The 19,352-nt window shown below is 56.8% G+C and carries 23 protein-coding genes; 5 read left to right on the top strand and 18 right to left on the bottom strand.

The features are described from left to right. The 4 genes from ACR0BU_RS16880 to ACR0BU_RS16865 all read right to left on the bottom strand — a co-directional run bounded on the left by ACR0BU_RS16880 (position 1) and on the right by ACR0BU_RS16865 (position 2,985). Positions 1 to 801: an HTD2 family dehydratase gene (locus ACR0BU_RS16880; RefSeq protein ID WP_480738066.1), complete on the bottom strand. Its 801-nt coding sequence runs from the start codon at positions 799 to 801 to the stop codon at positions 1 to 3. Positions 802 to 816: 15 nt separating this feature from the next. Continuing rightward, positions 817 to 1,359, bottom strand: coding sequence for an NADPH-dependent FMN reductase (locus tag ACR0BU_RS16875; RefSeq protein WP_298937302.1), 543 nt, complete (start codon positions 1,357 to 1,359; stop codon positions 817 to 819). 133 nt (positions 1,360 to 1,492) lie between these two features. After that, positions 1,493 to 2,164: a YiaD family glycine zipper/OmpA-like lipoprotein gene (locus ACR0BU_RS16870; protein WP_298937303.1), complete on the bottom strand. Its 672-nt coding sequence runs from the start codon at positions 2,162 to 2,164 to the stop codon at positions 1,493 to 1,495. Positions 2,165 to 2,292: 128 nt separating this feature from the next. Further along, positions 2,293 to 2,985: a helix-turn-helix transcriptional regulator gene (locus ACR0BU_RS16865; RefSeq protein WP_299082121.1), complete on the bottom strand. Its 693-nt coding sequence runs from the start codon at positions 2,983 to 2,985 to the stop codon at positions 2,293 to 2,295. A gap of 104 nt (positions 2,986 to 3,089) precedes the next feature. On the opposite strand from ACR0BU_RS16865, the gene ACR0BU_RS16860 reads away from it, so the two are divergent. Continuing rightward, the gene (locus ACR0BU_RS16860) at positions 3,090 to 3,281 is read left to right on the top strand and encodes a hypothetical protein (RefSeq protein ID WP_298937305.1); all 192 of its coding nucleotides are present in this window, start codon (positions 3,090 to 3,092) and stop codon (positions 3,279 to 3,281) included. Positions 3,282 to 3,283: 2 nt separating this feature from the next. Here the strand turns inward: ACR0BU_RS16860 and ACR0BU_RS16855 are convergent, their stop codons facing one another. Continuing rightward, entirely contained in the window at positions 3,284 to 3,931 is a 648-nt protein-coding gene (locus ACR0BU_RS16855; RefSeq protein WP_480738067.1) for an RluA family pseudouridine synthase, read from the bottom strand. 97 nt (positions 3,932 to 4,028) lie between these two features. Here ACR0BU_RS16855 and ACR0BU_RS16850 point away from each other — a divergent pair, with 97 nt between their 5' ends. Both ACR0BU_RS16850 and ACR0BU_RS16845 read left to right on the top strand, forming a co-directional pair. Continuing rightward, entirely contained in the window at positions 4,029 to 4,439 is a 411-nt protein-coding gene (locus tag ACR0BU_RS16850; protein ID WP_480738068.1) for a nuclear transport factor 2 family protein, read from the top strand. Between the two features lie 2 nt (positions 4,440 to 4,441). Then, on the top strand, positions 4,442 to 5,152 hold the full coding sequence (locus ACR0BU_RS16845) for an SGNH/GDSL hydrolase family protein (protein ID WP_299082115.1): 711 nt from the start codon (positions 4,442 to 4,444) through the stop codon (positions 5,150 to 5,152). On the opposite strand, the gene rarD is transcribed toward ACR0BU_RS16845, so the two are convergent. The 10 genes from rarD to ACR0BU_RS16795 form a co-directional block, all read right to left on the bottom strand. Further along, on the bottom strand, positions 5,143 to 6,048 hold the full coding sequence (gene rarD / locus ACR0BU_RS16840; RefSeq protein WP_480738069.1) for an EamA family transporter RarD: 906 nt from the start codon (positions 6,046 to 6,048) through the stop codon (positions 5,143 to 5,145). The two genes, ACR0BU_RS16845 and rarD, sit on opposite strands and share 10 nt — an antisense overlap. Before the next feature lie 169 nt (positions 6,049 to 6,217). After that, positions 6,218 to 8,671, bottom strand: coding sequence for a GcvT family protein (locus ACR0BU_RS16835; protein WP_480738070.1), 2,454 nt, complete (start codon positions 8,669 to 8,671; stop codon positions 6,218 to 6,220). An 89-nt stretch (positions 8,672 to 8,760) separates the two neighbouring features. Further along, positions 8,761 to 9,744 (bottom strand): GlxA family transcriptional regulator, encoded by a 984-nt coding sequence (locus ACR0BU_RS16830; RefSeq protein WP_299082111.1) that lies wholly within the window; start codon positions 9,742 to 9,744, stop codon positions 8,761 to 8,763. 9 nt (positions 9,745 to 9,753) lie between these two features. Continuing rightward, the gene (locus tag ACR0BU_RS16825) at positions 9,754 to 10,647 is read right to left on the bottom strand and encodes a homocysteine S-methyltransferase family protein (RefSeq protein ID WP_298937312.1); all 894 of its coding nucleotides are present in this window, start codon (positions 10,645 to 10,647) and stop codon (positions 9,754 to 9,756) included. A gap of 11 nt (positions 10,648 to 10,658) precedes the next feature. Beyond that, entirely contained in the window at positions 10,659 to 11,711 is a 1,053-nt protein-coding gene (locus ACR0BU_RS16820) for an alcohol dehydrogenase family protein (RefSeq protein ID WP_480738166.1), read from the bottom strand. A gap of 3 nt (positions 11,712 to 11,714) precedes the next feature. Next, complete coding sequence (locus ACR0BU_RS16815) at positions 11,715 to 12,191, bottom strand: cupin domain-containing protein (protein ID WP_299887651.1); 477 nt, start codon at positions 12,189 to 12,191, stop codon at positions 11,715 to 11,717. An 18-nt stretch (positions 12,192 to 12,209) separates the two neighbouring features. Next, positions 12,210 to 14,666, bottom strand: a complete 2,457-nt coding sequence (locus ACR0BU_RS16810; protein WP_480738071.1) for a GcvT family protein — start codon at positions 14,664 to 14,666, stop codon at positions 12,210 to 12,212. A gap of 15 nt (positions 14,667 to 14,681) precedes the next feature. Next, positions 14,682 to 15,062, bottom strand: coding sequence for a GFA family protein (locus tag ACR0BU_RS16805; protein ID WP_299082104.1), 381 nt, complete (start codon positions 15,060 to 15,062; stop codon positions 14,682 to 14,684). A gap of 4 nt (positions 15,063 to 15,066) precedes the next feature. Then, entirely contained in the window at positions 15,067 to 15,690 is a 624-nt protein-coding gene (locus ACR0BU_RS16800; RefSeq protein ID WP_298937317.1) for a LysE family translocator, read from the bottom strand. Continuing rightward, positions 15,690 to 16,259 (bottom strand): helix-turn-helix domain-containing protein, encoded by a 570-nt coding sequence (locus ACR0BU_RS16795; RefSeq protein ID WP_299082101.1) that lies wholly within the window; start codon positions 16,257 to 16,259, stop codon positions 15,690 to 15,692. Before ACR0BU_RS16795 ends, ACR0BU_RS16800 begins: the two co-directional genes overlap by 1 nt. A gap of 143 nt (positions 16,260 to 16,402) precedes the next feature. Here ACR0BU_RS16795 and ACR0BU_RS16790 point away from each other — a divergent pair, with 143 nt between their 5' ends. After that, on the top strand, positions 16,403 to 16,657 hold the full coding sequence (locus ACR0BU_RS16790; protein WP_299082099.1) for a DUF1294 domain-containing protein: 255 nt from the start codon (positions 16,403 to 16,405) through the stop codon (positions 16,655 to 16,657). 29 nt (positions 16,658 to 16,686) lie between these two features. Here the strand turns inward: ACR0BU_RS16790 and ACR0BU_RS16785 are convergent, their stop codons facing one another. The 3 genes from ACR0BU_RS16785 to ACR0BU_RS16775 form a co-directional block, all read right to left on the bottom strand. Further along, positions 16,687 to 17,151 (bottom strand): NUDIX hydrolase, encoded by a 465-nt coding sequence (locus tag ACR0BU_RS16785; RefSeq protein WP_298937320.1) that lies wholly within the window; start codon positions 17,149 to 17,151, stop codon positions 16,687 to 16,689. A 29-nt stretch (positions 17,152 to 17,180) separates the two neighbouring features. After that, positions 17,181 to 17,636: a GAF domain-containing protein gene (locus ACR0BU_RS16780; RefSeq protein WP_480738072.1), complete on the bottom strand. Its 456-nt coding sequence runs from the start codon at positions 17,634 to 17,636 to the stop codon at positions 17,181 to 17,183. Positions 17,637 to 17,728: 92 nt separating this feature from the next. Continuing rightward, positions 17,729 to 18,901, bottom strand: coding sequence for a thiolase family protein (locus ACR0BU_RS16775; RefSeq protein ID WP_480738073.1), 1,173 nt, complete (start codon positions 18,899 to 18,901; stop codon positions 17,729 to 17,731). 100 nt (positions 18,902 to 19,001) lie between these two features. Between ACR0BU_RS16775 and ACR0BU_RS16770 the strand changes: the two genes are divergently transcribed. Next, positions 19,002 to 19,340, top strand: coding sequence for an STAS domain-containing protein (locus ACR0BU_RS16770; protein WP_299887671.1), 339 nt, complete (start codon positions 19,002 to 19,004; stop codon positions 19,338 to 19,340). Positions 19,341 to 19,352 lie beyond the last annotated feature (12 nt).

Below are 19,352 nucleotides of genomic sequence, written 5' to 3'. Positions count from 1 at the left end.
CTAGCCGGGGGCAGTCAAAGCAACCGCCTGCATACAGGACCGCCCGTCTGAACCACGCACCCAAAGATCCGGCCCATTGCGGCACAGCGTGGCAGTTTCGAAACACATCAAAGGTGATGACGCACGGAAAGAAAACCTGGTCAGGTTACCCATCAGCTCTTCGGCAAACAGCATCAAAAGCTGTGCAAGCAAAGGGCCGTGTACCACCAGCCCTGCATAGCCTTCAACATCCCTCGCATAGTTCAGATCATAATGGATGCGGTGACCGTTGAACGTCAAAGCCGAATACCGAAACAGCAGAGTTGAATCGAACCCAACCTCGCGTTGGTCCGTCTCATCTGTTCGGGCCGCAGGTGTCAGCGGCTCAACCGCTGTTGCCGAGGGGTCTTCGCGATACACGAGGTCCTGCCATTCGGTCAGGCAATGCGTACCCTCTTGCCAAATCTCATGCCGCAAAGTCACAAAACCAAGCGGCCCGGACCGCCCGATCTTAGAAGTTCTCGAGTCCAGCACCGATCTGCGTTCAGCCTCGACACCTGCCCGTATGGGCGCATGAAACTCCAGACGCCCACCAGCCCACATCCGGCGCGGCAGTCCCATATCGGGAATCGGACCAAGACCAACCTTAGGGTGCCCATCGCGCCCCAGTTCGGCAGGTGCGCGTGGCGTCCAGAAGTATAGCTGGTGAAAAAACGGCGGCAGGTACGATCCGTCAATAATTGTCGCCGCCCGGCCCAGCGCCACCTGAAAAGCAGCGGCGCGGGCGGGATCCATTTTGTCAAACTGGATATCGTCGATCATGCTAACAGCGTTGACTTAAATGCCAATCTCGGCGCGTAGCTTCTGCATTAGCGTGTGCAGCATTTTCTCATACCGCTCGGATGTCAGTTTTCCCTGTTCGTCAAACTCGTTCGAGCTGTTGGCCAGATGAATTTCCGGCCCCTGAAGGATGCGCGGTTGGAACGGCACCATATACGCGCGAAGAATCATTTGCGCACGTTCCCCACCAGCGCGACCTGCCGCAGCAGACATCACCGCAACCGGTTTGTTTGCCCACGGATTGCCTTGTGTTCGACTCACCCAATCCAGCGCGTTTTTCAGAACGCCAGAAGGGCCCTTGTTATATTCAGGGGTCGAAACGATAATCGCATCCGCCTGCCCGATCTGGTCCGAAAGTGTTTGGACCCCGGTTGGTATGCCTTCGCCTTCCTCTAGGTCGCCATCGTAAAGGGGCAGGTTCAAATCTGCTTCGACGAAACTGGCAGGATCGAACAATCGGGCGGCTTCGCGCAGAAGTTTGCGGTTGGTGGCGCTTTGGCGCAGCGACCCAGAAAGGCCCAGAAGGATCGGTTCGGACATCAAGGAAAACTCCGTTTCGTTGTTTTCCATAGTTAGACCGAGTTCACCCGGTTCCAAACCCCGTTTTGCGCACAATCGTTGCGCAACGCCAGGGCCGCCCTCAGGCGACCCTGTTTAGGACTTTTGTCAAGGATCAGGCGTTGCCGCTGGGAATGACGATGATCTCGACCCGACGGTTCTGTGCCTTGCCCTGAGGTGTCAGGTTCGACGCCACCGGATTGTTTTCGCCCTGTCCGATGGTGCGAATGCGATTGTAGCTGACACCGTTGGCTTGCAGAATATCGGCCACGGCATTCGCCCGACGCACTGACAGACCCTGATTGTAGCTCGCATCGCCATCACTGTCGGTATGACCGATGATCTGCACGTTGGAATTCGGGTAATTTACGAGGTTCTGACCCACTTTCACCAGATCGGACCGCAGTGCCGGGCGCACGGTCGAGCTGTCGGTGTCAAAGGTGATGTCATTCGGCACAGTGACAATCAGACGGTCGCCTGCGTTCACGATAGTGATGCCGTCATTGGCCAGTTGCTGGCGCAGTTCCGCCGCCTGACGATCCAGCTGATTGCCGATCACGCCACCGCCCGCGGCACCAATGGCACCACCTGCGACCGCCCCCAGAAGCGGATCCGAGTCGTTTGCGATAGCGCCTACACCTGCACCGATCAAACCGCCAATCAGAGCACCCTGCTTGGCGTTCTGGTTCGGGTCGTTTTGGACATTCAACGTGCCCGGATCGGTACACGCACCTAGCGCAAGCGCTGAACACAGCCCTACGGACACAACAAACTTGGAAATCGTCATAGTTTCACCTTCTGCTCTGGCACCCACTGTAAGGGCTTGCCTCATTTGTTGCAGTATAGCACGGCGCGTATGCGCAGCCTCAAGCTACAAAACGGTGATATCGGCAAATACTCGCCAAATGCGCGTTTTCACACGGTTTCGGCAGTGCTGTCCCAAAGGTCCTGCTCCTGCCACAGATCCCGCAACGATTCACCTTGTCCACAAAAACTCTCGTCAGCACTTTCGCTGGCCCAGATGCGGTCTGTACGGAAATGACGAAAACCATTGCGCAGCTCGCACCATCCAGCCAGCATTGTGCACTCGATGTGGTAGATCAGCGCGACCGGTCGAACGACACGGGTTGTGCGCTCGCCCTCCGCACTCACATAGGTAATCCGCAGTTTCTGTTCGGCCCGGATAGCCTCACGATAATTGGCAATTGGCACACAGCCTTTTGCGGGGTCATCGGTAGGTGTGCCCCACGGTGCGACTTGTAGCCAGTCTCTGGGGGCGTGCAGCGCGTCGATCTTCCTGCAAATGCGCCGGGCAGCCTGCTGCAGCTGGCTGTCGCCGGTACGCGCCAGCATGGACAGACCAACCCAAAGCGCCTCGACCTCTTCAGAGTCGAAATTCAGCGGCGGAAGATCATAGCCACGTCGCATCAGATATCCGACACCCGCCTCGCCTTCGATAGGTGTCCGCTGGGCCTGTAATTCCGCGATGTCCCGATAGACCGTGCGTACCGAAACCTCTAGTTTTTCCGCCAACATTTCGGCCGTCACCGGTGCGCCAGCCGCACGAAGAATCTGGATGATTTCAAACAATCGGGTCGAGCGGCGCATGTCTTACTCCTTGGGATCTGCTGACACACTAGCACACCCCCCTGACAGGGTGGTGTCAGGAGTGATGCGCGAGACTTTCTAAGAGCTGAAGAAAGGATCGAAAGATGTCTTACTACGACAACCACGTTATGATGAGCTTGAAACTTGGCCGCTGGTCGCAGGAGCATTCGCTGCGCGCGTATGAGATTGAACGAGAGATTATGGCAGCCCGTCAGAAAACACCGGTTAAGTCCAAAATACGCATTAAGCGGTTTTCATTGGGCAACCTGAAATCCCTATGGGGCAGCACGGCCTGACCTCAAAACGCGGGCGCGGCCCTGAATTTCATAGACACCCCACCTTCCGGGTGTTTCAGGCGCAATTCCTCGGAATGCAGCATCAAGCGCGGGAAATCACGGGCCGCACCTTCGGCGTAGAACGGGTCGCCCAGAATCGGGTGCCCCGATGCCAGCATATGAACCCGCAACTGATGCGACCTGCCCGTCTTGGGAAACAGACGGATGCGCGTGGTGTCGGCTTCGTGCTTAACAACACGCCAATCCGTGACCGCCGGTTTTCCGGTTTCGTGACAAACCATCTGACGCGGACGGTTGGGCCAATCCACGATCAACGGCAGGTCCACCGTGCCGACCTTGGGCTCAACAATCCCCCAGACACGCGCGACATAGGTCTTACGGGTCTGGCGCTTTTCAAACTGCAGGCCCAGATGCCGTTGCGCATGTGGCGTTTGGGCGAAAACCATCACGCCGGATGTATCCCGATCCAACCTGTGCACCAGCAATGCCTGGGGAAACGATGCCTGAACCCGTGCCAGCAGACAATCCGCCAGATGCTCTCCGCGCCCTGGCACTGACAACAAGCCCGGCGGTTTGTTCACTGCGATCAACTGCGCATCTTCGTGCAACACGTCCAGCGGCGTTTGAGGGGGGCTATAGGTCTCGCTCATGGGCGCCTGCCTATCGCAGCCCGCCACCTCTCGCAACGTCGTCCTTGCCTGTCGGCTGACCTTCGGCAACTCTCGTGCCAGCGACAAAGGAGAGGCCATGCACCCGACCATCGAACGACTGCAAGAGGTTGTTGCCAAAGGCGACGACTCGCTGATTTCAGAGCTTCTGGCCGAAGATGTCCGGTTCATGCCGCCAACATATTACAGCACTTGGACAGGCCGCGCGCCAGTCGCGGCCGTGTTGGGCCATGTTGGACAGGTCTTCTCGGACTTCAGCTATCGCCGGATTATGGGTGAGGGGAAAGACTGGGCACTGGAATTTCAGTGCAAGGTCGGCAATCTGGATGCCGTCGGCGTAGACCTGATTACGTTGAACGACGACGGCCTTGTGCAGACTTTTGAGGTTGTCATGCGACCCTACAAAACCATCGGTGCATTGCGCGAAGCGATGATGGCGCGTGTGATGACCGATGTCCGGTTTCTGGAATTCAAAAACGCCTTGAGCTGATCATGCCCGCTCGAATTGCTGCCGATCAGATTCTGCGATGGCCACTATTGCCTGTGCTTGCCGCGCAAGGCCTGTCCGTGCGGCGCAAGGCACAGTTGCTGCCAGAACCAAAAGGCCCAAGGGAAGGGCGCGCAGGTCGTGGACCTCGCCTGCGTTTGTTGATCGCAGGCGACAGTTCGGCAGCTGGGGTTGGCGCGGGGACACAGGCGCAGGCTCTGTCGGGGCATTTGGTGAGAAAACTCGCCAAACACCATTCGGTCGAATGGCGCCTCGAGGCCACGACGGGCCATACGACCGAGGACACGATCAACCGCCTGCAATCACTTCAGGGCCGGTTCGATGTCGTGGTGACTGCGCTTGGCGTGAACGATGTAACCCGCGCGGTGACACGCAAGCAGTTTGTCGAACGGCAAACCCGGCTTGTGGATGTCCTGACCGGTACCTTTGGCGCGCGTCGGGTTGTCGTGACAGCCGTACCGCAGATGGGTCGGTTCCCCGCCTTACCGCAGCCGTTGGCTTGGGTTCTCGGGCGTCAGGCTGCGCGGTTGGATCACGGGCTGCGGCAGGTCGCCGACGCCTGCCCCCAAGTTCGGCACCTGACGCTGGACCTGCCGGATGACCCGGCACTGGCGGCTCCCGACGGGTATCACCCTAGTCCAAAAACGTATGCGCTCTGGGCTGAAGAGGCGGCGCGCCTACTGCTTCAGGTCTGAGCTCGGGCTTGCCGGATCATCGGGATTGAGTAGACCACGAGGGCCGACCAGATCAGCGGGAATGCGATCATGCGACCCCGATCAATTTGTTCGCCGAAAACAGCGACTGCTGTAATGAAAATCATGGTCGGGGCGATGTATTGAAGAATGCCCATTGTGGACAGGCGCACCAGCTTTGCCCCATTAGCATAAACCAACAACGGAACCGCGGTCACGATACCAGCACCTGCCAGTAGCATCGTGTCTGTCGCAACTGATCCGAAATGGCCGGTGCCTTGCCCGCCTAACCATGTCACATAAGCCAATGCCGGGATCAGAAGGATCAGAACTTCCAACAAAAAACCCTGATTGGGACCAATGGGAAGCGAGCGTTTGAAAAACGCATAAAACCCCCAGCTGAACATCAGACCAAGCGCGGCCCAGGGCAACCGCCCGGCCTCAAGCACCAGCACCAGAACGCCAAGCGCCGCTAAGCCAACTGCCACCAATTGTGTGCGATTTAGTGGCTCGCGCAGCAGGATCGCACCCAGCGCGATGCTGAACAGCGGGTTGATATAGTATCCAAGAGCCGCGTCCAGCGCGTGTCCTGACGTGATCGCCCAGACATAAATTGCCCAATTCACGGATATCAACATTGCCGTCAAAGCGGCCATGCCGAGCATGCCCGGGTTCCTGATAGCAGCTTTGATATCCCGTGTACGGCCAAGGGCGACCAACAGTAATCCTGCGATAGGAACCGACCAGATGATGCGATGGGCCACGACCTCAACCGGTCCGATATGTTCCATCGCTTTCATATAGATTGGCAGAAAACCCCACAGCACATAAGCGGTTACAGCCAGGACCAAGCCCTTTGGCGTGTCCTCGTTCTGAGGCTGTTTCGGCAAGTTGGCCATTGTGGGTCTCCGGTTGATACCAAAGACCTTTACGGCAGATCATCGCCTGTTGGGAACTGTGAAATCCGTGAAGTCGGACATCAAGAAATGTGATGGGTCCTTGGCAGACTAGCGCATCCCGAGGAAACGAGGCGCATACACGCCTCGACCAGTTCGTCATTGCGTTTTGTTAGACCTTCACGCGTTCTGATTTCGGATCATACATCGGCTTCAGCGACGCTTCGGCTTTGACCTTTACGCCGCAGACATCGATCTCGTAGGTCGACGCCAACACATCAGCAGGTTTCTCACCTTCGCAAGGCACATAGCCAAGGCCAATCGCGCCACCCAGAGTATGGCCGTAGTTGCCCGAGCTGAGATAACCCACATATTCGCCATCCCGCACAATGGGTTCGTTATGGAACAGCAGCGGCTCGGCGTCGGTCAGCTTGAACTGCACCAAACGGTTCTTGGGCCCCCTTTCCTTGCGCGCAATCACGGCCTCACGCCCGATGAAGTCACTGCCCTTATCGACTTTGACTGCAAAACCAAGCCCGGCATCGACCACGTGATCCTCGCACGTAATGTCATGGCCAAAATGGCGGAAGCCCTTTTCGATCCTGCAACTGTCCATCATATGCATGCCGCACAGCTTCAGCCCCAAGTCCTGGCCTGCCTCGTGAAGCGTTTCAAAAACATGACCTGCCATGTCGGAAGACACGTAGATTTCCCAACCAAGCTCGCCCACGTAGGTAACGCGATGCACGCGGGCCAAGCCCATGCCGATCTCGATCTCTTGTGCTGTGCCAAAGGGGTTTGTGATATTCGAGAAATCAGCGGGCGAGACTGTTTCCAACAACGCCCGCGCATTGGGGCCCATAACAGCCAGAACACCTTCGCCTGCCGTAACGTCAGTGATAACGACGTTGAAGCCTCCGGCGTGGCGCATCATCCAAGTCTGGTCGGCCAATCGGGTCGCCGCTGGAGTGACAACTAAGTAAGACGTTTCAGTCAGACGGGTCACGGTCACGTCTGCCTCAATCCCTCCTGATCGATTGAGGAATTGGGTGTAGACGATCTTGCCGTTGGCCACCGAGTAATCACCGCCGCCAATGTAGTTCATGAACGCCTCGGCATCCGGTCCTTCGACGCGAATTTTGCCGAACGAAGACATGTCATACATGCCCACGTTTTCACGCACCGCACGATGCTCTGCAGCCGAATTCTCGAACCAGTTCTGGCGCTTCCAGCTGTATTCATACGCACGCTCCTGGCCCTCATTGGCGAACCAGTTTGCCCGTTCCCAACCCGCTAGCTCACCCATTACGGCGCCCTGTTCCATCAACTGGTGATGGAATGGGGTCCGACGTACGCCGCGCGCGGTGGCTTTTTGGCGATACGGATAGTGATCGGCATACAATAGACCCAACGTTTCCTTCGAGCGTTCGAATAGATACTGCTTGTTGCCCTGGAACGGCTGCATTCGGCTGACGTCTACATCGCCCAGATCGAAAGGCTTCTCACCGGAATCCATCCACTCAGCCAATGCCATTCCTGCGCCACCAGCGGATTGGATGCCGATCGAGTTAAAGCCCGCTGCAACCCATACATTGTCCATCTCGGGTGCCAGCCCCAAATGATACGCATCGTCCGGCGTGAAGGATTCCGGCCCGTTGAAGAAGGTGTGAATACCCGCCTCGGCCAACATCGGCATCCGGTTACATGCCGCTTCGAGGATCGGCTCGAAGTGGTCAAAATCTTCGGGCAACTGATCGAACTCGAAACTGTCGGGAATGCCTTTCATCGCCCAGGGCTTGGCATTGGGTTCAAACGCACCCAGCAGGATTTTTCCCGCGTCTTCCTTGTAGTAAGCACATTCATCCGGCACGCGCAGCACCGGCAGCTGCGTCAGCCCATCGATCCCTTCGGTCACGATGTAAAAGTGCTCGCACGCATGGAGCGGCACGTTCACCCCGGCCATGCGACCCACTTCGTGGCCCCACATTCCGGCGCAGTTGACGACCATATCACATTCAATGTGGCCCGAAGCATTGCCATCATCCGCGACCCAATCTACACCCGTGACATTGCGACCATCTTTGACGATGTCGGTGACCTTCACACGTTCTTTGACAATCCCACCCCGCTGCCGCGCGCCCTTGGCCAGGGCCAGCGCGATATTGGCTGGATCCCCCTGCCCGTCGAGCGGTAGGTAAACCGCGCCTTTCACATCTTCCAGATTCAAGTGCGGATACAACTCGCCAACACGCGCGTTGGAAATTTCTTCGACCTCGACACCAAAAGCCCGGGCCATCGCGGCCTGACGATAGATTTCTTCCTTACGCTCTTCGGTCAGGGCAACAGTGATCGATCCGCACCGTTTGAACCCGGTGGCCACGCCCGTTTCTTCCTCTAGCGCGCCATAGAGCTCCTGACTGTATTTCGCCAGTTTAGTCATGTTCGCAGTCGCCCGCAGCTGGGCGATCAAACCCGCAGCGTGCCAGGTTGTGCCGCTGGTCAGCTGCTTGCGTTCCAGCAGCACAACATCGTTCCAACCTTTTTTGGTCAAGTGGTAGGCGACAGAGCATCCGATAACGCCGCCACCGATGATGACCACGCGGGCCTTGTTAGGAAGATCAACCATTCTGACGACTCCACTTTGTCAGGTTTCATCCTGAATGACATGAAAGATCGACAGGAAACCCACCAAAAACGTCAGCGCGTCGGCAAAAATCACCTTTGAGACGCTTGTCGTTTTTCCCGCCGCATCACAAACGGCGTGATGCCAAAAACGCTTTTGTAGACTGACGAGAACCCGTTGGTGAAACCGCAAGCCAACCCAATTTCCCGCACGCTCATCGTTGTGTTCAACAGTAGGTTATTGGCTTTGGCCAATCGCATTTCTCGGTAGAAGCTATTCGGGGTCGTGCCAAAGAATGATTTGAATTTGCGTTCCAGCGATCGGTTCGACAGGTGTAGATCCTTAACGATCTGGTGGATTGGCATCGGATCTTCGATATTCGCCTGCATCAGCTTAATACACTGATCAAGCTTTGCATCCCCGGTAGCGGTTGTTTTTGCGCCAGAAAACGGCTGCATGGATGAGAAATCGCGGATGTTCTCATGCAGCATGATATCGGCTACCGTCATCTTCGCAGGTCCCGAGATATGCCGACCTATTACGGCCAAGGCGATGTCGGCCGTCGCGCCCATCCCTGCGCAGGTCACGACGCCACCCTGTTCAGTAGCAATCGAGAGCTTTGCCTCGAATCCTGCCCCACGTTCGCGAAGAAAAAAGGCATTTTCCCAATGGGTTGCCAGATCGGCAGTGCCTTGTTCGTCAATGTAACGGCTCGCGGCTTCGGCCAGCAAAAAAACCTGGGCACCACGATAGGTGTAGTCTGAAACGATCCGCCCCAGTGACAGATCTGGCTGATCGGGGTCCGAGTTGCCGATAACAAACAGGTAATCAGCCTTTGGCTGCGATGGCACGCATTCGGTTGAAACCGTGGCATCGCTGCTGCTGGCCACCGAACCGCCCCGCAGGGACCGGTACGCGTATCTGAACGGGGGCGCAGCGCAGACCCGGTTTGCCAGACGCAATACATCCACCAGTGACGCCACTTCCAGCAACACAAAACCCGGTGCCACCAGAATGTCGAAGCTCCAGGTTTCCTGAGTTTGCTCGGAACCAGTGGGGGATGTTTTGGCTGCCATGTGCCTTCCTCAGACGATCCGATGCCCGGCCAATCGAAGCTTTTTGGACAAAACCTCGATATGATCAGGACCAATCTCGCAACACCCGCCGACAATGGTCGCGCCTTGAGCGATCCATTCCATGACATGTTCTGCGTATGCGTCCGGGCCAAGGTCCTGTCGCTGATCCAAACTGTCGACAGTTGGCGCATCTTCCAGGAACCCTGAGGAGATATGCGTGAACCCATTGGCATAGGCACCAAACGGCAGTCCCATCCCCGCAAGGATCTGCAAGGCAGCCGGAACGGCCTCGGGCCGCGAGCAATTGATCAGCACAGCATCCGGCCGATATTGTTCAACAAGCGGCGCGATGTCGCTAAGCCACTCACCGGAACGCAAACGTGTGCCATCCTCATCCATGACCGACAGCGCCAACCAAACTGGTTTTGCGGACGTTGCAGTGCCTCGCATTGCTCCTTCGGCTTCAAGCACTGAAGACACTGTTTCAATTAGAAACAGATCGACGCCACCCTCCATCAACCCAACCAATTCGGCGAATTTTTCGGCGGCATCCACGGGATCGGGATTCAAGTCTGGGCGATATGACGCCAGCAAAGGCCCAAGAGCACCGGCAATGCGGGCATGTGTATCCGGGCGGGCTGCCCGAGCCTGCGACACGGCGGTTTCGACCAACACTTCCAGCTGATCCTCCAGCCCTTCACGCACCAGTCGCGAGCGGTGGATCGCATAGGTATTGGTTGTCGCAATTGTTGCGCCACGACGGAAGTATTCGGCATGAACGGCCTGGACCAACTCGGGATGGTCCATCATGACTTTGGTCGACCACAAAGGCGTAGGGCTGTCGCCGCTGCGCTTGACCAGTTCTTGCCCAACCGAGCCATCCAAAAGAGTAATATCTGCCATCTTACGACTCCTCAGGGGATTAGAACCATCTTTCCCGGCAACGTTTTGGATAGGAAATCCTCTTGCGCCTTGGCAATGTCCTTCAGGGGGTAGGTGCGTGAAATCAATGGCTTGATCCGCCCTTCGTTCATCAACTCAACCAAGCGACCAAAAACCTCAGGCGACTGATGAGTGCAGCCGTGAATGGTGATGTCGCGCAGATAGATATCGCGCAGATCGGTCTCGACGATCGGACCGCCAATGGCGCCGGAGACGGCATAATGACCGCCCGGCTTCAGTGCGAGGATCAGGCCGGACCAAGCGGCACCACCAACCACATCTATCACGGCATCGAACATGTCCTTTGGGATGGATGCGTCGCGTTCGAAAGTCGAAACAGCGCCTTGTGATTTGACCGCTTCTGCTTTGGCCGCACCGGTCACACCGCAGACGGACGCACCGCGCAAAGCCGCCAGTTGTACCACCGCCAAGCCAACACCTCCCGACGCGCCAGTGATCAAGACCTTGTGCCCGGCGGTGACGCCAGCCCGTGTCAACAGGTTCTCGGCCGTCCCGAATGCGCAGGGAATTGCAGCGATTTCCACGTCCGTCAGGGGCGACGCGGACACATCGTAAAGGTCATCTGCCTCAACCAGACAGTATTGCGCGAACGCCCCGTCGATTTCTGAACCCAGTGCGATAAATCCATGCGGGTTACCGGGCCTTGGGCGTGGCAGGTTGATTGGGCACGTCACGCGCTGCCCATGTTCGAATGAACTACCTGTTCCAACGGCCTCGACGATACCGCACAGATCACCGCCCTGAACACGCGGGAACTGCAGGGCCCCGCCCCAACCGCCTGCTTCGACCTCTTGATCGACCGCATCCGTGGCGCCAGTCACATCCGACGAATACCAGCCCACCCGCGTATTGATATCTGTATTGTTGACCCCGGCAGCAGCCACCCGGACAAGCACCTGACCCGGCCCGGGCTGGGGAATGGGTATGTCGTCACGCCATTCCAACGCCTCTGGACCACCATGGCGTGTGAGGTAGACACCGGACATCGTTGCAGGAGATGCCATCATTCAGCTCTCGTCATCGGGGTGAGGCGGGATTGGTCCCATTGGCACGATATCGTAACGGGCATTCAACTCAGCCATCTTTGCCTCATCGGCGAAATCGGTTTCGCTCATCTTTGCCAGTTCCGCTAGAAAACCGTCAAACCCCGATGGTTGAAAGATCATCAGCATCTTAGCAGGCGCATTCCCGATCACGCGGCAAGCATGGGCTACCCCCGGCGGGACATGCATCGTGGTTCCTTTGCCACATCGGTGCCAATCCCCGTTAACGTAGAAGTCCACTTCACCTTCAAGGAAATAGAATGTCTCGGCATGGGTGTCGTGGCGATGAAGGCCAAGCGCAAAGCTGGCCTTCAGATTGTCTTCCATAAGCGTATAGGCACCATCCGTGTCCTTCCCGGACACTTTGACAAAGGTATGATCGTTTTCCCAGTCATAGTTGGGGCCCTCACCGGGTCCCAAAATGGCGTATCGTTTGCTCATGGCGGCCTCCTTGAGAGTCTAAGCGCGCAACCGCTCATTCTCGGGATCCCAAAGCGGTTGATCCTGCTCTACCACGGCGCGGCATTTCTGACCGTAGATTTCGATCTCAAGCTCGGTGCCCGGATTTGCCAGATCAGCCTTGATCATGCCCAGCGCGATCGATTTGCCAACGCGGTACCCCCAAGCGCCCGAAGTCGTCTCGCCGACGATCTCTCCGTTTTGCCAAATGCAGGACATGTAAGGCGCATCGCTATCGCCTGCATCAACGGTCATCGTGACAAATGCCTTTTTCACGCCTTGCTGCTTTTCGTTCAGGATCGCGGCCTTGCCCGGGAAGTCCTGTGGCTTGTTCAGCTTGACGAACCGCTCCAGCCCACCTTCCAGCAATGTGTAGTCGGTTGACAGGTCGCCCTTCCAGGTGCGGTAGCCTTTTTCGATACGCAGGCTGTTCAGAGCATACATGCCAAAGGGTTTGGCACCGACGTCCAAAATCGCATCATAGATCGCAGGCATATCCGCATTTTCGGCATGAACCTCCCAGCCCAGCTCGCCAGCGTAGGACACGCGCAACAAGGCGACCCAACCGCCCTTGATTTCGCTTTCCTGAAAACTGAGCCAAGGCAACGACAGATCTGCATCACATACTTTGCTCAGAACGTCCCGAGATGCGGGTCCCGTGACGATGAGCGTGCTCATTCGGGTTGTCCAATCGTCAAGCGCAAAGGCAGCGTCGGCGGGTATGTGGCGCTCCAGCCACTCGCGGTCGTGCCACTGCGCCGTCGCCGCCGTGACCAATATAAAGAGGTCCTCTGCCTCCCGCGTGACAGACATTTCAGTCACGATCCGACCGCGTTCATCCGAGAAATACACCAGCCCAACGCGGCCAATCTTGGGTAGCGCCCCCGTGACCATGCCACGCAGCCACTCATCCGCACCGGGTCCTTGAATTTTGAATCGCGAAAAGCCTGGCAAATCCAATACACCGCAATGGTCGCGCACAGCCTCGCATTCCTGTTTGATCCGCTGCTCCCACGGACCAGAACGACCCCAGGTATGGGTCGCCTCAAGCGAGGTGTCATCGCCGGGTTGCGCGAACCAATTGGCGCGTTCCCAGCCATTATAGGCGCCCATGACACCGCCTTGGTCTTTGACCTTGGCATGTATCGGCGACAGCTTTTTGTCGCGGGCGGCAGGCCATTCATGGTGGGGGAAATGCATGGCGTATTCATTGCCGTAAACTTCCATGCCTTTCCGATTGCAATAGTCCTGATCGGTGTAGTCGGTATATCGGCGCGGATCGACGGCCCACATATCCCATTCGGTGCTGCCATCGACGATCCATTCGGCCAGCACTTTGCCAGCACCACCGCCCTGCGCAATCCCGAAGGTAAAGGTGTGTGCCTCGAACGCATTCTTTACGCCCGGCATTGGGCCGATCAGTGGCAGACCATCTGGCGCGTAGGGGATCGGTCCATTGATCACGCGGCCAACACCCGAGGTTGCCATTAGCGGCACACGCTCCATCGCGTCCGTCATGATATCCTCGATCCGATCCAGATCGTCATTCCACAGTTGGAACGAGAAATCTTCGGGCATCGGGTCATCCTCGGTCATCCAATGGCCCTTACAGTTGGGTTCATAGGGGCCAAGATTGAAGCCGTTCTTTTCCTGCCGCAGGTAGTAGGAGATATCTACGTCACGCAGCAGCGGAAGTTTCTTGCCGCCGTTCTCTTTGGACCATGTTTCGACTTCAGGCACTTCGTCGGTCAAAAGATACTGGTGGCTCATCACCATGGCCGGAACGGTGCGACCACCAAAGGCTTTGAACCATTCACCCACACGCTGCGCATAGTAACCGGCGGCGTTCACAACATAATCGCAGTCGATGTCGCCCTTATCCGTATGGACGGTCCAGGTTCCATCACCACGCTGCGTCACGCCAGTTGCGGGTGTGAAGCGCAGGATCTTTTGCCCAAGATCACGCGCACCCTTGGCCAGAGCTTGGGTCAGCTGCGCAGGATCGATATCACCATCGGTTGGGTCATATAGGACGCCTTCGAGGTCATGCGTTTCAAGAAATGGATACCGTTCCTTCGCTTCTTCCGGGGTCCACATCTCCATCGGGATACCCTGGTACCGACCCATCGACATGGCATGTTCGAATTCCTGCATCCGCTCCTTGCTGTGCGCCAATCGGATCGACCCCGAAACGTGATAGTTCATTGGGTAGTCGACCTCATCGGCAAGGCGTGAATACAGCTCGGTCGAGTAGCGCTGCATATTCATGATCGCCCATGAATTTGAGAAGGTCGGTACATTGCCTGCAGCGTGCCATGTCGAACCAGCAGTCAGTTCGTTCTTTTCCAGTAGAACACAATCGGTCCAACCTTTTTTTGCCAGATGGTAGAGCGAGGAGGTCCCCACCACACCACCACCGATGATGACCACGCGGGCTTTCGTCGGAAAATCACTCATGCGTTTAGTTCCCTATCACTGTGCCTCTTGAGGCAGGTCGTCTTTGATGTCGTAGTAATCGCCCTTGTCGGCCACAAAGATGTGCCGGGCGAGCTTCAGGTCGGTGGGCTCATCCAAGGCGCCCATAGAAATTGAAATCGTATCTTCATCATCGTGCTGCCAGAACAGGAACGATCCGCAGGCCCTGCAGAATCCACGGCGCGCAATGTCCGAGGCACGGAACCAACTCAGCGTTTCATCCGACGAAAAGCTGAGATTGTCCTCATGGGTACTCGTCGAGGCCCAGACATGGCCTGATTGGTTGCGGCACTGGCCGCAATGACACGCGGATGGTGCAGAAAGCGCACCATCGATCGCAAACGCAACCGAACCGCAGAGGCATGAGCCTGAATGCATGTGACTATCCCTTCGCAATAGGCGCGGTGCTGGTTCCCAGCAACACACCGTAGATGATGAAGCAGCCCGCCATCGCCCGACGGACCCAAGTATTGAAAACCGCTCCTAAAGCCGCTTTTCCCATCACGGCGCCCAATACGGTGAACCCTGTGTAGCTGAACATTGTGATCACCAGCGCGGTCGGCATGATCATCATCATCTGCTCCCAGATCGGCACGTCTGGCTGCACGAACTGGGAAAAGGCCGCGAGATATCCGGCAACGCTTTTGGGGTTGATCGTCGCTACCGCCAATGCGTGCAGATAGACCTGCCGCGCAGGGCGTTCCGAAGCAGGCGCAGGTTTTGTTGCATTCATCCAGCCTCGAAGACCGAGCCAGATAAGAAATCCGGCTCCGACAAGTTTTGCAATGAAGAACCCAGTTGGTGAGGCAGCGATAAGGGCTGTCACGCCCAGCGCCGAAAGGATCAAGAATGCACTGGCCTGTGTCAGGATGGCCAGTACACCCAGCATCGCTTTGGAAAGCGGCAAGCTCATTCCGTTTGATATACAGTTGACCGCATTCGGCCCCGGTGTGGTGACGAACACCACCCAGAACAGCGCGAATATGGTCCAGGCATCAAAGCTCATCAGTACACCGGCGGAGCGATGACCCAGATGGCCACAGCAGGAGAGAAGAATGGGTTCGACCATTGGTAGGGTTCGTGTCGGATCCGAAAGCTGTCACCGGGCCCAACCGTGAATTTGCGATCCCCAATTTTCAGATCCAGATTGCCCGAAATCATGTACCCCACTTCTTGCGTGGGCCGATTTGCAGGGGTCTGCATGCGCGAGTTCGGCTCAAATGTGGAATACACCATCTCAAAGTCATCGGTCAGATCGGGTGAGAGCAATTCTTCGATCAAACCTTCCTCATTTGACCCCATTGGCCGACGTGACCCTGCCCGGACGATGTATCCTTGCTCATCTGCTGGCGCGGCCGAATGTGCAAACAGCATCGACATTGGCACACCCAGACATTCTGCGATCAACCTCAGGTCTGAGATCGAAGGTTCAGACATATCACGCTCAACCTGGCTGAGCCAACCGACAGACCGATCCAATCGTGCGGCAATTTCGATCAGGGTCAACCCACGCGCCTTGCGCAGGGCGCGTAAATCCGCTCCGAGTGTGGCGCTGGGTAAGGCCTGGCTGTTCACTAACCGCTCCGAATCTTGTGAAATTTTCTTTCCGTTTTTCACGATGAAGCAAAATTGTGAAATTTCAAAGTATTTTTTCATTTGCAGCGTGTCACCCAGATATCTAATCGTCTGGCATGTGGATTTCGGTGGTGTACCTTTGGATGATCAACGTCCTGACCTTGCTAACTTTTGGTTGGGACAAGGCACGCGCAAAACGACGCAGGCGCAGGGTTCCTGAGCGTAAATTGCTCTGGCTGGCTGCGCTTGGTGGCAGCCCCGCAGCGCTTCTAGGTCCCTGGATATTCCAGCACAAGACACGCAAGCGCGGATTCACGATGCGGTTGCTAGGGATCGTTCTGGCGCAGTCGGCGGCTGTTTACCTGGTGATTTCAGGAAACCTTTTCGGGCTGGATTGACACGTAGAAACTACCCCTTTGAAAGGCGGTTACCCAAATTCTATCCGCAAATGATGACTTGGCTTTCTCAGAACAAACTCATCCCGTATCCAACGAAGAACCCGCCTTTGACCGCCGAAGGCAACCATTTCAACAGCGCCGTCAAAGCTGACCCAAACATAGTCACTGTGCTCAAAGTTCAGTTTCACGTCAGCTTCGTTGTCGATGTAAGCAACAAATACTGGGGACATCGTTATGGCATCGCGATGTGGCTCGTAAAACTGTTCGCAAATGTCAGCAGAGTACAGCGAAACCGCTTCTAAACCCGTTTCTTCCCGCAGTTCACGCAGCGCAGCCTGCCAAGCGGTTTCGTTTTCTTCAATCGAACCGGCGATCTGGCACCATTCTCCTTCAAGCGACTGGGTGCGCTTCAACAGCAAGACTTCGACATTGTCACGACCTTCACGAATGGCGACCAATGAGACAATGAATGCTCTGATAGGAACTTCGGGCACATCGATATCCGCTTGCTTGAGCTGCGTTGTCAGTATCGCGAGAATACACTGGTTAGGATTTCACCAAGTTTCTCTGCGTCTTTCTCATCAAACGCATCCGGCTGGTCACTATCGATATCAAACACCGCGATAACCTCGCCAGCCGCGTTCCGGACCGGTAGAACCAGTTCGGATCGGGTCGAGGATGCACAGGCAATGTGACCGGGAAAGGCATCGACGTCGGCGACAAGCTGCACTTCACCCGTACGCGCGGCAGCGCCGCACACACCCCGATCAAAAGGGATCACAAGGCAACCATGGCCGCCCTGATAAGGTCCGATTTTCAACAACCCGGGCGCGGTGACGCGATAAAATCCGGTCCAATCGAACCGTGCATCAGAATGGTGCACTTCACAGGCAATAGTAGCCATCAGGGCGATTTCGTCAGTTTCGCCCTCGGTCAGGGCAGCAATGGTTTTGGCAAGCGCGCCATAGTCGATCATCATGTGTGTACCCGTTTCGCTGAGGGGTCAGGACACTGCCCGGTTCCCGAACCGCTTGGTCAATTCCCCCGAATTATTGCGAAACAGGGAAAGGGTCAAACGCGTTCAATGGCGATGGCTGTACCTTCCCCACCACCTATACAAATCGCGGCGACGCCCCGCTTGAGGTTGCGTTTTTCCAGCGCATTCAAAAGCGTCACCATGATCCGGGCACCGGACGCACCGATAGGATGCCCCAATGCGCAGGCGCCACCGTTCACGTTGACCTTGTCGCGTGTCAGACCCATTTCATACATGAAGGCCATGGGAACCACGGCAAAGGCCTCGTTGACTTCCCACAGATCGACATCCTCTTTCGCCCAACCGATGCGCTCCAACAGCTTTTGCGCCGCCGGAACCGGAGCGGTGGTGAACAGACCCGGGGCCTGCGCATGGCTTGCATGGCCTAGGATCCGGGCGCGAACGTTCAGACCCTGAGCCTCAGCTGCGTCAGCAGAGGCGAGGACGAGCGCCGCAGCCCCGTCAGAGATGGAAGAGGAATTGGCAGCTGTGACGGTTCCGTCTTTCCGGAAGGCCGGTTTAAGGGTCGGTATTTTCTCGGGCCGCGCGGATTTGGGCTGCTCATCAACATCCTGCGTTAGTTCACCTTTTCGAGTTCGCACGACAAAGGGCGTGATTTCACCCTCGAACGCACCACTGTCCTGTGCCGTCAACGCGTTTGACAGCGATTGCAGGGCGTACTCGTCCTGTGCTTCGCGCGTGAACTGATAGGCTTCTGCGCAGTCCTCGGCAAAAGTGCCCATCAGGCGACCCTTGTCGTAGGCATCCTCCAACCCGTCGAGAAACATGTGGTCAACCACCTGACCATGGCCAATACGTGCCCCGCCACGCATCTTCGGCAGCAGGTACGGCGCGTTTGTCATGCTCTCCATCCCGCCTGCGATCATCGTGTTCGCATGACCCAGCGCGATCTGATCAAAGGCAATCATCGCCGCCTTCATCCCTGACCCGCACATTTTGTTGAGCGTGGTGGCCGGGACCTCTTCGCCCAGACCTGCCGCAAATCCTGCTTGACGAGCGGGCGCCTGACCCTGCCCCGCCGGAAGGACGCACCCCATCAACATCTCATCAACTGTCCGGGCACCTGCCTGCTGCAGGGCAGCAAGCGCAGCACTGCCGCCCAGCTCAGCCGCAGTGACACTATCAAAGACACCCTGAAACCCACCCATCGGTGTACGCGCGGCCCCTGCAATCACGACTTCTTTCATCCCGGTATTCCTTCTGTTGTCGGCCCTTGAATACCGAATGGTAAGAATTGCCGTCTAGCGTATTTATACGACGCAATTTCAGTTTGGAGGGCAGTCGATCATGGGGCTGACCAGCACAATCACTGGCGCAACACAAGTTATCACGGTTCATTCCGACCGTATCGACGCCGCAATGGCCATACAGTTCAAAGAAGATATGCGCCGCGAAACCGATTCGGGTACAGATCGAGTTGTTCTCGATCTTGCGGGTGTGGAATTTATCGATTCCAGTGGCCTCGGCGCGATTGTCGCATCGATGAAGCAGCTGGGAGGTAATCGAAAACTGGATTTGGCGGGACCTCAACCGGTCGTCGAAAAGGTGTTCAGATTGACGCGCATGGACACAGTTTTTCGGCTGTTCCCGACCTTGGACGACGCATTGTCAGCCACAGCTGACTAACCTCTAGCAGGA

It is taken from the genome of Ruegeria sp. CK2, assembly GCF_056536585.1.
The sequence above is the reverse complement of the archived record's forward strand: the minus strand, read 5'-3'. Positions and strand labels throughout refer to the sequence as shown.

Coding starts and splice junctions, on each gene's coding strand:
- ACR0BU_RS16855 (WP_480738067.1), bottom strand. CDS start 3,931: ATGAGCGAGACCTATAGCCCCCCTCAAACGCCGCTGGACGTGTTGCAC.
- ACR0BU_RS16820 (WP_480738166.1), bottom strand. CDS start 11,711: ATGGCATCTCCTGCAACGATGTCCGGTGTCTACCTCACACGCCATGGT.
- rarD (WP_480738069.1), bottom strand. CDS start 6,048: ATGGCCAACTTGCCGAAACAGCCTCAGAACGAGGACACGCCAAAGGGC.
- ACR0BU_RS16805 (WP_299082104.1), bottom strand. CDS start 15,062: ATGCATTCAGGCTCATGCCTCTGCGGTTCGGTTGCGTTTGCGATCGAT.
- ACR0BU_RS16790 (WP_299082099.1), top strand. CDS start 16,403: ATGATCAACGTCCTGACCTTGCTAACTTTTGGTTGGGACAAGGCACGC.
- ACR0BU_RS16800 (WP_298937317.1), bottom strand. CDS start 15,690: ATGAGCTTTGATGCCTGGACCATATTCGCGCTGTTCTGGGTGGTGTTC.
- ACR0BU_RS16830 (WP_299082111.1), bottom strand. CDS start 9,744: ATGGCAGCCAAAACATCCCCCACTGGTTCCGAGCAAACTCAGGAAACC.
- ACR0BU_RS16880 (WP_480738066.1), bottom strand. CDS start 801: ATGATCGACGATATCCAGTTTGACAAAATGGATCCCGCCCGCGCCGCT.
- ACR0BU_RS16875 (WP_298937302.1), bottom strand. CDS start 1,359: ATGTCCGAACCGATCCTTCTGGGCCTTTCTGGGTCGCTGCGCCAAAGC.
- ACR0BU_RS16865 (WP_299082121.1), bottom strand. CDS start 2,985: ATGCGCCGCTCGACCCGATTGTTTGAAATCATCCAGATTCTTCGTGCG.
- ACR0BU_RS16770 (WP_299887671.1), top strand. CDS start 19,002: ATGGGGCTGACCAGCACAATCACTGGCGCAACACAAGTTATCACGGTT.
- ACR0BU_RS16850 (WP_480738068.1), top strand. CDS start 4,029: ATGCACCCGACCATCGAACGACTGCAAGAGGTTGTTGCCAAAGGCGAC.
- ACR0BU_RS16835 (WP_480738070.1), bottom strand. CDS start 8,671: ATGGTTGATCTTCCTAACAAGGCCCGCGTGGTCATCATCGGTGGCGGC.
- ACR0BU_RS16860 (WP_298937305.1), top strand. CDS start 3,090: ATGTCTTACTACGACAACCACGTTATGATGAGCTTGAAACTTGGCCGC.
- ACR0BU_RS16810 (WP_480738071.1), bottom strand. CDS start 14,666: ATGAGTGATTTTCCGACGAAAGCCCGCGTGGTCATCATCGGTGGTGGT.
- ACR0BU_RS16780 (WP_480738072.1), bottom strand. CDS start 17,636: ATGATGATCGACTATGGCGCGCTTGCCAAAACCATTGCTGCCCTGACC.
- ACR0BU_RS16815 (WP_299887651.1), bottom strand. CDS start 12,191: ATGAGCAAACGATACGCCATTTTGGGACCCGGTGAGGGCCCCAACTAT.
- ACR0BU_RS16845 (WP_299082115.1), top strand. CDS start 4,442: ATGCCCGCTCGAATTGCTGCCGATCAGATTCTGCGATGGCCACTATTG.
- ACR0BU_RS16870 (WP_298937303.1), bottom strand. CDS start 2,164: ATGACGATTTCCAAGTTTGTTGTGTCCGTAGGGCTGTGTTCAGCGCTT.
- ACR0BU_RS16775 (WP_480738073.1), bottom strand. CDS start 18,901: ATGAAAGAAGTCGTGATTGCAGGGGCCGCGCGTACACCGATGGGTGGG.
- ACR0BU_RS16825 (WP_298937312.1), bottom strand. CDS start 10,647: ATGGCAGATATTACTCTTTTGGATGGCTCGGTTGGGCAAGAACTGGTC.